This is a genomic window from Chitinophaga sancti, assembly GCF_034424315.1.
Taxonomy (GTDB): domain Bacteria; phylum Bacteroidota; class Bacteroidia; order Chitinophagales; family Chitinophagaceae; genus Chitinophaga; species Chitinophaga sancti.
Map to the genome: position 1 here is coordinate 4,314,721 of NZ_CP139972.1, position 14,429 is coordinate 4,329,149.

The window sequence follows — 14,429 nt, forward strand, 5'->3', positions numbered from 1 at the left end:
TATTGCCAGATTAGAACGGCAGATCATCGGCTGCTGGGGCACCACCAGGAGAAGACATTTCCTGGGAAGTGTTGTAGTTAGGCATTGCATCCTGACCTGGAGCGCCCGCTACTACTGATTCCATGCGCCATGCATCCAGATTGGTGATATAATTGACACGACCGTCCTTTTCCCAACGGGTACCTCTGATATTGAAGTAAACTTTTACAGTTTCACCTTCATTAAAACGGTCAACAATAGCAGTTCTGTCCTGTACCGCCTGGAACTTGATGTAGTTGTTTATAACGCGGCCGTTGATATCGTCGGACTTTTCAATAACGAACTCCCGTGTCTTAAAGGTTTCGCTACGTTGCATCGTATTATATTTCACGATCAGTTTTCCGGTTATTTCAAAACTCATATAATTAAATTTAACTTTTTTTCAAGAGGTCAAAGATAGGTTTTTTAGCTTCAATCACGCGCAATAAAATTTAGTCTGGCACTGTTTATCTGTATAGTCTGGGTTCAGTTAGGGGCCGGTTACCTGTATAGTCTGGCTGCGAGCCTTTTACAGGTTAGATTTTATCAGTTTGAGACCGGGTTGCCCTCTTGCGCGGATATTAAGAAATTTGCATGGTATTTGATAAACTAAACCACATTTTTTTAATTACAATTACTAACATAGTTTTGCACGCCCGTACGGAATTATTAACATCGGGCGTCTCCATAAAAGATGGCAATTCACCCGGCATTATTCTCTGTACAATATTATTTTATCACTCGCTAACACATATCTATGACAAACATGTTAATGTCAACTGGAAGATCCTGGATATCAAATAAGTGTGGTACTACTTTTAATGACGTTTTTGCGTCGGGAAACCGTGCGTGATAACAGAAAAAAACACAATAAAAACATGGCGACGATACTGGTGTCGGGCGGTATAAAACAAGGGTAGAAAAATTTTTTTTTTCAACATTTTGTACAGATATTCGTTGCCCTGTCTGAAAATTTTTCGACTCCCCACGTTGAAAAATTTATAATTCGAGAAACAATCCTTAATTCAAACAATATTAATTTTCAATAACTCAATGAATAAAACTTGCGAACAAGTTTGGGAAAGGTGTCTTAATATAATTAGGGATATTGTGGAATGGCAGCCATTTAAAACCTGGTTTGAACCTATTAAACCGATCCAGCTTGAAAACAATGTTTTAACGATTCAAGTACCTAGTCAGTTCTTTTATGAATATCTCGAGGAACATTACGTTGGATTATTAGGCAAGACAATCAAGCGTGAACTGGGAAAAGAAGCGAGGCTGGAGTATCGCATAGTAGTTGAGAACGGAACACCCCATCAACATCCTAAAACTGTGAATATGCCCGGGCAATTCACGAAGACCAAGAAAGACAGCGAAGTAGATTTTCCGCTTACGATACAAAATCCGGTTAAGAATCCTTTCGTTATACCGGGTATCAAACGCGTACAGATAGACTCACAGCTGAATCCACATTACACTTTCGATGCTTACATCGAAGGTGATTGTAATCGCGTGGCCCGCAGAGCTGGTAAAACAGTTTCTGAAAAACCAGGTGGTACATCTTTCAATCCTTTAGTTATATATGGATCTGTTGGTTTGGGTAAAACACACCTTGCACAAGCAATTGGTAATGAAGTAAAACGCCTTCATCCCAACAAAGCAGTGCTGTATGTAAGCGCTGAGAAATTCATCAATCAGTTCATTGATCACTCTAAGAATAGTATCATCAATGACTTCATTCACTTCTACCAGCTCATCGATGTGCTGATCGTAGATGACATACAATTCTTTGCCCGTGCAGAAAAAACACAGGATGCGTTCTTCGCTATCTTCAACCATCTGCATCAATCCGGTAAGCAACTCATATTAACATCCGATAAGTCACCCAAAGATCTGGATGGCCTGCAGGAAAGATTACTGAGCCGCTTCCGCTGGGGCCTGAGTGCCGACATGCAAATGCCGGACTTTGAGACACGTATGGAGATCCTCGAAATGAAGATGAAGAATGATGGTCTTGAGATGCCGAAAGAAGTAGTGAAGTATGTTGCATATAATATTCAAAGCAACGTACGCGAACTGGAAGGTGCACTCATCTCCCTGCTTGCACAATCTTCTCTCAACAGAAAAGAAATCGATCTTGAACTCGCTAAACGTGTACTGAAATCTTTCGTTAAAACATCCTCTAAAGAGATCACGATAGAAAGTATTCAGAAAATGGTATGCGAATACTTTGATGTACCTTATGATAAACTCCTGCAGAAAACACGTAAACGTGAGATCGTACAGGCAAGACAAATCACAATGTACCTGGCAAAGTCTTTTACAAAGAATTCATTAAAAACTATTGGTGAACACTTCGGCGGACGCGACCACACTACCGTGATCCACTCCTGCCAGACAGTGAAAGACCTAATGGATACTGATAATACTTTCCGTGACAACGTGATCGAACTGCAACAGAAAGTGCAGTTGGCTGCGATGTAATGATGCCCCTATATGAACCTTATTATTTCCCAGGCAGTAAAAGCCTGGGATTTTTTTTATATTCATCCGATGATCGATTTTGTTGTTAATCCCGAATTTGCATTTTACCTGTAATAACAACAACACTGGTTAACAATTTGATAATTAAACACCATAAGGAACAACCAATACCTTTGCACCATCAGTTCACTTATGCCAAAAGATTGTCAACATACACACTGGGATAATATCCGTTCAGGTAATGAAGACGCTTTCCGTCAGCTCTTCGAGCTCCACTGGCAGGACCTCTTCACCTACGCCTGCCGGATCACCCGCGACCCTGCCACTGCACAGGACGCGGTCCAATCTGTATTTATACATCTCTGGGAAAAACACAGCTCCCTCCCCCCCGTTACCGCCATCCTTCCCTACCTCCGCACCGCCCTTAAACATCGCCTCCTCAACGCGATGCGCGATGAAAACCTCTATCAAAAACATGTCGATACCTTCCGCCAGGTAGCCGAAAATTACCAGGCGAACCCCGCTCACGAACAACTCCACCTCAAGGAAACCGAGCAACAACTCTTGCAATCCATGAATCGCCTGCCCGAACGCATGAAAGAAGTCTTTTATATGCATAGAGTGGAAGATCTCTCTGTGGCAGAAATCGCCCTCAGACTCGGTTCCAGTCCACAAACCATCCGCAACCAACTCAACACCGCCGTACAGCGCATCAAACATATTTTTATCGTAGAATAAAACGGGATTCCGCACTAAGGACTCATTCTTTTTTGCAGATAAAATATGTTCCCCGTTCCTTAAAAGCACTACGCCAATCCGAAGATTGGCGTAGACTAAAAAAGCTATTTATCTTATTAACGTAACCACCCCTTGCCTTTGTATGGTCCTTCCGTCCACATCAGTCCCTGCTGCCATCCATATATAAGTTCCCACTCCATTCAACGCTCCTTTAAAACTTCCATCCCAACCTATTGAGGCATCTTTCGATTCAAATACCTTATTTCCCCATCGATCATATATCACCAGGTAGTTAAATTGTTTGATCCCTCTTAAATGCACTTTAAACACATCATTCTGTCCGTCTCCATTTGGAGTAAATGCATTGGGTGTTATAATGTCATAGCTTACAAAAGGACTCACCAGCAAAGTATCAATTGTGCTACATCCTGATGCAAAATTCATTTCGATCTGGTACTCCTGACTTTCATACAGCGTCGCCACTGGATTATATATACCAGCATCCGACAATCCGGTGGCCGGCGTCCAGGTATATTCCGCACCCACCAGCTCACGTGCTGTCAACTGAGTAGCCAACCCTGTTTTAGTAGTTACTGTTGGTAATCGTACCCCTTCTACCTGCGCTGCAATATTGATCTGCTGAGTCGCGGTCACTGCCAGTGATGGACAGGCTACAGGCGCGATGCTAAGTGATGCCACATAGCTACCCGCAGTTCCATAAGTAAACCTTACATTTTTACTATTACTGGTTTGTCCATCTCCGCTCAGCCAGGTATAAGTCACGTTACCGCTTTTAGAAATATCCGATGTATTGGTGAAGCTTACTGCTTTACCTGCGCAATAGCTATCATAATCGAATGCCACAGTAGCAGGCAATAACCTCGTAATGGTGATATTGTTATCTGCATTTGCAGTACAACCGTTTCCATCTGTCGCCATTGCAGTATATTTCCCGATAGCTGAGATAGTAATAGTACTGGTATTCATACCATTGATAATGGAATTGTCCTGTAACCATTGATAAGTATAATTACCAGAAGCTGTCAGGGTAATGCTGGCATTGTTGCCACAGAGCACCGCACCATTTGAAGCTGTCAGGGTAACAACCGGGAGTGGATAAATAGTTAAAGCACCATTTACATAGGTGATCGTGTAATTGTCGGCTACGGCACCTGCCGGAATAATAGTATAAGTGCCTGCCGGGCTGAGAGCAGTAGCACCACTAGAAACTGTGGCGGCAGTACTTAAAGTACTGATGCCTTCACCATTTACCCAACCACTATAACTGATTGTAAAAGTAGGGTTAACTATTCCAACACACCGCGCCTTGCTTTCAGCTGTGATCGTTAAGGCCGCTTTGTCTATTATCAGTATACCATTGGTATAACTGATTGTATAGTTATTTGACGAATATCCTGCGGGGATCATGTTATATTGGCCCACATTCACCGCACCCTGGGAAGAACCACTATAAGTCAGTGTACCAGTTAATACACCTGCATTCTCACCATTCACAAACCCATTAAAGCTCACGCCATTTCCTCCACTATAACTCACGCCATCATAAGTCTTACTTTTATCAATTGCCTTCACTATCAACGCTGCTTTACCTATACTCAAACTACCATCTACATAAGTAATTGTATAGTTGGCAGCAGATAAGCCTGACACTGCCATTACATAATTCCCAACATTCACGGCTCCCTGGGAACTACCACCATAAATCAAGGTGCCAGTTAAAACACCTGCATTCTCACTATTCACAAACCCACTATAGCTCACACCATTTCCTCCACTATAAATCACTCCGTCATAAGTCTTCGTAGCATTATTCGCCGTCACTGTCAATGCCGCTTTACCTATACTCAAGCCACCATCTACATAAGTAATTGTATAGTTAGCTGCAGATAAACCAGACGGCGTGATCACATAACTGCCCGCATTCACAGCTCCCTGTGAACTACCACTATAAGTCAGGGTACCAATTAATACTCCGGCATTCTCACTATTCACAAACCCGCTATAACTCACTCCATTTCCACCACTATAACCCACTCCGTCATAAATCTTCGTAGCATTATTCGCCGTCACTGTCAATGCCGCTTTACCTATACTCAAACTACCATCCAGATAAGTAATACTATAGTTAGCAGCAGATAAGCCTGATGGAGAAATCACATAAGTACCTACATTCACTGCACCCTGGGAACTACCACCATAAATCAAGGTGCCAGTTAAAACACCGGCATTCTCACTATTCACAAACCCACTATAGCTCACACCATTTCCTCCACTATAAATCACTCCATCATAAGTCTTCGTAGCATTATTCGCCGTCACTGTCAATGCAGCTTTACCTATATTCAAACTACCATCAACATAAGTAATTGTATAGTTAGCTGCAGATAAACCAGATGGAGAAATCACATAACTACCCACATTCATTGCCCCCTGGGAAGAACCACTATAGGTCAAGGTACCAGTTAAAACACTTGCATTCTCACTATTCACAAACCCATTATAACTCACTCCATTCCCGCCACTATAACTCACTCCATCATAAGTTTTCGTAGCATCAATTGCAGTCACTGTCAATGCTGCTTTAGCTATACTCAAACTGCCATCTACATAGGTAATACTATAGTTAGCAGCAGATAAGCCTGATGGAGAAATCACATAAGTACCTACATTCACTGCACCCTGGGAACTACCATTATAACTAAGGGTACCAGTTAAGACACCTGCAGTCTCACTATTCACAAACCCACTATAACTCACTCCATTTCCTCCACTATAGCCCACTCCATCATAAGTCTTCGTAGCATCATCTGCTGTCACAGTCAGCGACGTTTTACTTATACTCAAACTACCATCCACATAAGTAATAGTATAGTTAGCAGCAGATAAGCCCGATGGGGAAATCACATAACTACCTACATTCACTGCCCCCTGGGAAGAACCACTATAAATCAAGGTACCAGTTAATACTCCTGCATTCTCACTATTTACAAATCCACTATAACTCACGCCATTTCCGCCACTATAACCCACGCCATCATAAGTCTTCGTAGCATCATCCGCCGTCACTGTAAATGCAGCTTTACCTATACTCAAACTACCAGCAACATAAGTAATTGTATAGTTGACAGCAGATAATCCTAATGGCGAAATCACATAACTGCCTACATTCACCGCACCCTGGGAACTACCATTATATATTAAGGTGCCAGTTAAAACTCCTGCAGTCTCACTATTCACAAATCCACTATAGCTCACACCATTTCCTCCACTATAACTTACTCCATCATAGGTCTTCGTAACATTATTCGCCGTCACCGTCAATATCGCTTTACCTATACTCAAATTACCATCAACATAAGTAATGGTATAATTGAGAGCAGATAAACCCGACGGAGAAATCACATAATTACCCGCATTCACTGCTCCCTGTGAATTACCACTATAAGACAGCGTACCAGTTAATACTCCTGCATTCTCACTATTCACAAACCCACTATAACTCACTCCATTTCCGCCACTATAACTCACTCCATCATAAGTTTTACTATCATCAATTGCCGTTACCGTCAATGTCGTTTTACCTATATTCAAACTACCAGCAACATAAGTAATAGTATAGTTAGCAGCAGATAAGCCCGATGGTGAAATCACATAATTGCCCGCATTCACTGCTCCCTGCGAACTACCACTATAAGTCAATGTACCAGTTAAAACTCCCGCATTCTCACTATTCACAAATCCACTATAACTCACTCCATTCCCTCCACTATAAACTACTCCATCATAAATCTTACTATCATTATCTGCCGTCACTGTCAATGCTGCCTTACCTATACTCAAACTACCATCAACATAAGTTATAGCATAGTTAGCAGCAGATAAACCTGATGGTGAAATCACATAACTACCCGCATTCGCGGCCCCCTGGGAAGAACCACTATAAGTCAACGCACCAGTTAAAACTCCCGCATTCTCACTATTCACAAACCCACTATAGCTCACACCATTTCCTCCCGTATAACTCATTCCGTCATAAGTCTTACTATCACCAATTGCAGTCACCGTCAATACCGCTTTACCTATATTCAAATTACCATCAACATAAGTAATACTATAATTGAGAGCAGATAAGCCCGATGGGGAAATCACATAATTACCCACATTCACTGCACCCTGTGAATTACCACTATAAGACAGCGTACCAGTTAAAACTCCTGCAGTCTCACTATTCACAAACCCACTATAACTCACACCATTTCCACCACTATAAACTACTCCATCATAAGTCTTACTATCATTAATTGCCGCCACTGTCAATGCCGCTTTACCTATACTCAAACTGCCATCAACATAAGTAATAGTATAGTTAGCAGCAGATAAACCTGATGGTGAAATCACATAATTGCCCGCATTCACTACACCCTGGGAAGAACCACTATAACTCAAGGTACCAGTTAAAACTCCTGCATTCTCACTATTCACAAACCCATTATAACTCACTCCATTCCCTCCACTATAACTAACTCCATCATAAGTCTTACTATCATCCATTGCCGTTACCGTCAATGCCGCTTTACCTATACTCAAACTACCATCAACATAAGTAATAGTATAGTTAGCAGCAGATAAACCTGATGGAGAAATCACATAATTGCCCGCATTCACTGCGCCCTGCGAACTACTACTATAAGTCAATGTACCAGTTAACACACCCGCATTCTCACTATTTACAAACCCACTATAACTCACCCCGTTTCCTCCACTATAACCCACTCCATCATACGTCTTCGTAGCATTATCCGCCGTCACGGTCAATGCCGCTTTACCTATACTTAAACTACCATCAACATAAGTAATAGTATAGTTAGCAGCAGATAAACCCGATGGAGAAATCACATAATTACCCACATTCACTGCACCCTGTGAATTACCACTATAAGACAGCGTACCAGTTAAAACTCCTGCAGTCTCACTATTCACAAACCCACTGTAACTCGCCCCGTTTCCTCCACTATAACCCACTCCATCATAAATCTTCGTAGCATCATCCGCCGTCACCGTCAATGCCGCCTTATTCACCGTCACTGTGAAAGTCTTATTAGGTGCCGAAGCATAATCACCATTGCCTGCCTGGCTGGCTGTTATTGTTACCACTCCTGCTTTCAATATTTTTATCTTCCATTTATTACCATCTGCCACATCTATATAAGGATTAGCAATTGTAGCATCAGAAGACTGCAATGTAACCGCCAAACCTGAAGACGCACTTGCCACCGGCTCGAAATCCGGGTCTCCATAAGTTTTAACAGCATCCGCCACGGTGATTGTCTGGCTCAATGGCGCCTTATATTCATAAGCGCCCATATCAATAATTCCCCCACCCGAATAGTTATTAACACGTGGGTTCCCTATTATATCCTTCGAGGAAGCACTCAAGCCAGTAAACAAACTATTACTCCCCTGATCTGCCACCGGGCTACCACTACCCAAAGCGTAATTCCCACTTGTGAACGGTGCAGAAGTATAAGAAGGTGAATTCGCAAACAATGGATCAGCACCAGGTAAGACATGGTTGGCTGGATTACCGGATGAACCCTGATCCATACTATAGTCAATTGTATAAGTGCCCATGCTGGAAATACCGCTACTATTCCCGTAAATAATTGAATTCCTGATAGTACCGTTACCTCCTATTGAAAAAAATATAGCTGCCAAACCACCAGTAGCATTATTTCCAGCCACTGTCACATTGGTGAATACGACAGTTGCATTATAAATGAAAGCACCACTGCCACTTGCACTTACTATGTTACCACTCATTACACAATTGGTTAACACAGCATTTGAACCGGATAAGATATAAATTCCTCCGCCTGCAAGCGCCGAATTCCCGGAAAAAATTACGTTTGATATAACAGGTCCGGCATTTAAAACAATCATACCCCCTCCCACATAACGATATACAGCATTGCCATTTACCGCTAAACTAGCAATACTTGAATTATCTGCAGATGATCCGTATGAAAGCGTAAATCCATCCAGCTTTGCAGTACCTACAGCACCAGCAGCTACCATTACGTGATACGCATTGTCTGTATAAACGTTCTTCGTACCCAGATCCCCACTCAATATGGTTTTATTGGCGGTCAATGAAAGATCACGATCGCTCAATGCAGTTTCAGTTCCCGCAAATCCACCATACAGGTTCACATTTTTCACCATCACAAATGCCTTATCCCTATTATCCATGCTGGCGAAATCCGCAGCATACAATGGATACCAGGTTCCTCCGGCTACCCATATCTCTTTTACAGTACCAGCAGGCAACGTTGTAGCAGCTTTCAAGGCGTCGGCCACTTCTCCCAGGGCATTTGCCCAACTACTTCCATCCCCTCCTCCGCCAGCTTTTACGTATAAAATGCCATTCCCATCCGGGGTCTGCGCATAACTATTAATAATAAAAAGAAAACAAAAAACAAAGAAGCTTAAAAATTTATTCATTAAACAGGCAATTAGGGACGGCTTTATAATAATTTAATAACGGGGGGTTAATCCCACCAGCCTCTCAAAAACACTGGTAATCAACTGAAATCTTCTCTTAATGGCAGTTTACGTTACTCCGAGCGGCGAAATTAATCTTTCTTTGATAAATTTACAATCACACATAGTGACCAGAAGTACTTAAAAATATTTTCTCTCTCAATAGTTACTCACCTCATTTCACGTGTCTTTATATCAAATGGACAAAAAGGATCTTTCATCACTCTTAAAAAAATACCAGCAAGGCAACTGCACCAAAGAAGAAGAAGCACTTCTCTTTGGCTGGCTCGATGCCCTGGAAGCAGAGGCCTCCGCAGAAGTAGCTCCCCTAAAGTCTACCGACATGGATGCCATCAAAGCCGCTATGATGGAAGAGATGCCAATCCTTTCCACACAAAAGAGGCGATATACCTGGCTCAAAGCTGCTGCCGTCTTACTACCATTAATAGCAGGCACTTATTTTCTCTGGCCGCGCCAGCAAAAATTACAATTAACCGCTGACTGGCACACCATCAGCAACTCCAGTCATCACATTCAAAAATGCTATCTGCCCGATAGCTCCGTTGTATATCTCGGTGCCTATAGCACCCTCCAATATAATAGCTCCAGGAAAGTAATATTAAAAGAAGGAAAAGCTTTCTTCGATGTCAGGACCAATCCTGCACAAGCATTTATCGTAACTGATGCCAGCGGTGTGCGCACCACCGTTCTCGGCACCTCTTTCATAGCTGAATACAATAATAAAGTATCCCGTATCGCTGTAGCCACAGGAAAAGTAAGTGTACAAAGCGGTACCCGCAAAACTGTGCTGACACCCGATCAACGCATTACCTGCAGCAAGGGAAACGTGATCAGAGATGTCATCTCCTCCGCCGATCTATTAGCATGGGCAAAAGGAGAAATCATCCTGCGCAATGCCTCTATCTATGACCTGGTACTGGCTATCAGGGAACATTACGGCATCACCGCCACTACCAAACTGGATACGAAAAAAGGTAGCTATAACCTCCGCATCTCTGACAAAATGCCTTTGCCGGCACTATTGGAAGTGGTGGAGAAAATATCGTATAAGCCAAAAATTCATTTCAAACTACAGCAGGATCAACTGAGCATTGAGTAGCAGGACGCTGTAGCAAACAAAGCCTTTATCATAGTTCAAATGGAACCGGTGTCACACACCAGTCAGGGGATTTTTTTGCCCTAAAAAACGCCTTAACAAACACTATATATGCACACAGACAAAGCACTTTTCTCAACCCGCGTCAAACACGCATTCGCAGCCACCATGGCCCTGCTATTGCTGGTTACCTCCGCCATGGCACGGCCATCTACCACCAGGCAGGAACTGCACAAAATGCTACAACGTTTCCAGGTACAACAAGGTAGCCTCTCTTCTGCCCTCAAACAACTGGAATCTGCAGCAAAGATCAGTCTTGCCTACGACGAAGATGCACTCAGAAAAGTGCAGGTCCACGCGAACACCTATCGCAAAACTGCTGTTGTAGCCATCCTCCAGGACCTCCTCAGCCAGTCTTCTTTAAAATTCGAAGAACGCTACAACACCATCTTAATTTATGACAGCGTTGCGACCCAGGCCCGCAATGGCCTCCAGCAGCAAGCTGCCGCCGACATCACCATCACCGGTGCTGTCTCTGACAAAAGCGGTCCACTCATCGGCGCTACCGTTTTCATTAAAGGTACCACCACCGGCACACACACCGATGCCAGTGGTCACTTCAAACTCAACGTACCTGAAAACGCTACCATCACCATTACCATGATCGGCTACAAATCAGCCGAGATCTCCGTCGGCGCTGAACGTCATTTCAATGTCGTATTACAGGAAAACAGTCTGAACCTGAACCAGCTCGTTGTTGTAGGTTACGGTACCCAGCGAAAAGCCACTGTTACCGGAGCCATCGCTGATGTTCAACTGGATAAACTGTCTTCCCGCTCTCTCAACGATGCCACCGAAGCCCTCCAGGGTAAAGCTCCCGGTGTAATCGTAGCGAACAACGGTGGAGACCCAACGGCTACGCCTAAGGTATACGTTCGTGGTTTAGGTGGTATCAACGGCGAGGAACCACTTTACATCGTAGATGGTTCCATCTACACCGGTGGTCCTATCAACCCCAACGATATCGAATCTATGAACGTACTGAAGGACGCCTCTGCTGCTATTTATGGTGCACGTGCTTCCGGTGGGGTTATCCTCATCACCACCAAGAAAGGTAAATCCGGTACTGCTACTGTAACTGTAGACGCTAAAACAGGCTGGCAATGGGCTGCTAAGAAACTCGACGTACTCACCGCCAAAGAATTTGCAGACGTTGAAAACACCGCCTACGATGCTGCTGGTATCCCACGCGCCAAAGCTTTCAATGCTGATCTGTATCCTGATGGACAAATCACCCGTACTGACTGGCAGGATGCCATTTTCCGCACCGGCAAAATCCAGGACTATAACATCGGTGCAAACGGTGGTACTGAAAAAAGCCACTACTACATGGGCTTCGGTTATCGCAAAAACGATGGCATTCTTATCAATACTAACAGCGAACGTTATACGTTTCGTCTCAATACCGATGCACAGATCAGACCATGGTTAAAAGTAGGTGAAAACATGAGCTACACCTACACCGATGGAAATGGCGCGAATACCACCAGTCCTTATACGGGTATCATCTTCACCGCCCTGGGTTATCCACGCAATATCACGCCCTATACTGCTACCGGTGCTTTCAGTGGCTTCCCTACTGAATACGCCGGTTCTTATGGTGACCTTGCCAACCCTCTTGCTACCCTGATGCGCCTGGATGACAGGAACCCTGTCAACAAAATTAACATCAACCCATACGCTGAATTAACACTGACCAAAGACCTGAGCTTCCGTTCTAACTTCAGCGTAACCAAGTCTTTCAGCGATCGCAAAACCTTTACGACCCGTGTACTGGAAATCGGTAAGATCAACAAGAACAACTCACTGTATGAATCGATGGAGAATTATTCTGACATCCTTTCCGAACAGACTTTGAATTATACACATCATTTCGGTCTGCACAACATCAATGCTGTTGCTGGTTATACTTATCAACACCATACCTATACATACCTGACCGCTAATGCTAACTCCTTCAGCGACGAGCGGGATGCTTATCGTTATTTTGACAATGCTGGTTCATGGACCAAGCCACAAAGTGGCATCCAGGAAGATGCTGTTGAATCTTTCCTGGCGCGTGTAAACTATGATTACAATACAAAATATCTCTTCACCATTCTGGGTCGTCGTGATGGCAGTTCCCGTGTAGCTGCTCAGAACCGTTACCAGAATTACTATTCCCTTTCTGGTGGCTGGGTGCTTTCCAACGAAGATTTCATGAAGAATATTAAATGGCTAAGCGTTGCCAAACTCCGTGCCAGCTATGGTGTACTGGGTAACCTGGGTACCGTTCCTACGAATGCACTCAACGTAAACCTGGCAAGTGTAGCAGTGTATACAGGCGCTGAAGGAACCCTCACTTCAGGTTTGGCAGAAGATGCGCTCTCCAATCCCAACCTGAAATGGGCTGAATCTAATCAGGTGAACTTTGGTACTGACCTCGCATTCTTCGAAAACCACCTGTCTTTAACTGCTGATTACTTTGTCAAGACTACCAATAAAATGGTAATGCGGCCAAATCCACCGGGTACTGCAGGTGTAAACAATGGTATGTACCAGAACATGGGGCAGGCACGTGACAATGGTATTGAACTCGGCCTGAACTACAATGGTAAGGTCGGTAAAGATTTTACATTCGGTGTAGGTGGTACCCTGACCAAAGTAAGCAACAAACTCCTGTCACTGACTACAGGTCTGCCAGAAGTAGTAGACGTATCAAAGGTGAACGTGCGTAGCTCACTCACCCCGCTGGTTACACGTGTAGGTAATCCTCAGTATTCCTTTAACGTGATCAAAACTGCTGGTATCTTCCAGTCACAACAGGAAGTGGATAACTACGTAGGACCCGATGGCGTGACTAAGATCCAGCCATTTGCAAAAGCAGGCGACCGTAAGTTCGTAGACAAAAACGGTGATGGTAAAATTGACAACAATGACCGTCAGATCGTAGGTAGCTTCTATCCGGGCTTTACCTATGGTATCACCCTGAATGCAAACTACAAGAACTTCGACCTGAACATCTTTGCACAGGGTGTACAGGGCAACAAGATCTTCAATGCACTGAAATATACCAATATGAACCCCAGCATTGGTACAAACTACAATATGCTGAAAGGCATCCTGGATGCCTGGACTCCTACCCACACCAATACAGATGTAACACGTATTATCTCCAACGACCAGAACGGTAACTATGGTAATACATCCGATTGGTATATTGAAGATGGTTCATACCTGCGTATCAAGAACGTAACATTGGGTTATACACTGCCATTGCAGTGGACCAATGCAGCAAAGATCGGTGCGGTACGTATTTACGCTACTGCGAACAACCTGTTTACCATCACCAAATACAAAGGATACGATCCTGAAGTAGGTATGGATAATTTTGGTATCGACGTAGCCCGCTACCCACAATCTAAAAGCTTTTTACTGGGCTTAAATGTAAACTTCTAATCAAGGTAAT

The 14,429-nt window shown here is 43.6% G+C and carries 6 protein-coding genes; 4 read left to right on the top strand and 2 right to left on the bottom strand.

Annotated elements, in window-relative coordinates:
- Nucleotides 1–10: 10 nt before the first annotated feature.
- The gene (locus U0033_RS16510) at nt 11–400 is read right to left on the bottom strand and encodes a DUF3127 domain-containing protein (protein WP_072359604.1); all 390 of its coding nucleotides are present in this window, start codon (nt 398–400) and stop codon (nt 11–13) included.
- Nucleotides 401–1,071: 671 nt separating this feature from the next.
- Here U0033_RS16510 and dnaA point away from each other — a divergent pair.
- Nucleotides 1,072–2,505 (top strand): chromosomal replication initiator protein DnaA, encoded by a 1,434-nt coding sequence (dnaA, locus tag U0033_RS16515; RefSeq protein ID WP_072359606.1) that lies wholly within the window; start codon nt 1,072–1,074, stop codon nt 2,503–2,505.
- A 192-nt stretch (nt 2,506–2,697) separates the two neighbouring features.
- Entirely contained in the window at nt 2,698–3,243 is a 546-nt protein-coding gene (locus U0033_RS16520) for an RNA polymerase sigma-70 factor (RefSeq protein WP_072359608.1), read from the top strand.
- A gap of 108 nt (nt 3,244–3,351) precedes the next feature.
- Here U0033_RS16520 and U0033_RS16525 read toward each other — a convergent pair whose 3' ends face one another.
- Complete coding sequence (locus U0033_RS16525) at nt 3,352–9,765, bottom strand: MBG domain-containing protein (RefSeq protein ID WP_322518484.1); 6,414 nt, start codon at nt 9,763–9,765, stop codon at nt 3,352–3,354.
- A 223-nt stretch (nt 9,766–9,988) separates the two neighbouring features.
- Between U0033_RS16525 and U0033_RS16530 the strand changes: the two genes are divergently transcribed.
- Both U0033_RS16530 and U0033_RS16535 read left to right on the top strand, forming a co-directional pair.
- Nucleotides 9,989–10,924 (top strand): FecR family protein, encoded by a 936-nt coding sequence (locus U0033_RS16530; protein ID WP_143150681.1) that lies wholly within the window; start codon nt 9,989–9,991, stop codon nt 10,922–10,924.
- A 108-nt stretch (nt 10,925–11,032) separates the two neighbouring features.
- Nucleotides 11,033–14,419, top strand: a complete 3,387-nt coding sequence (locus tag U0033_RS16535; protein ID WP_083571476.1) for a SusC/RagA family TonB-linked outer membrane protein — start codon at nt 11,033–11,035, stop codon at nt 14,417–14,419.
- Nucleotides 14,420–14,429: the final 10 nt, after the last annotated feature.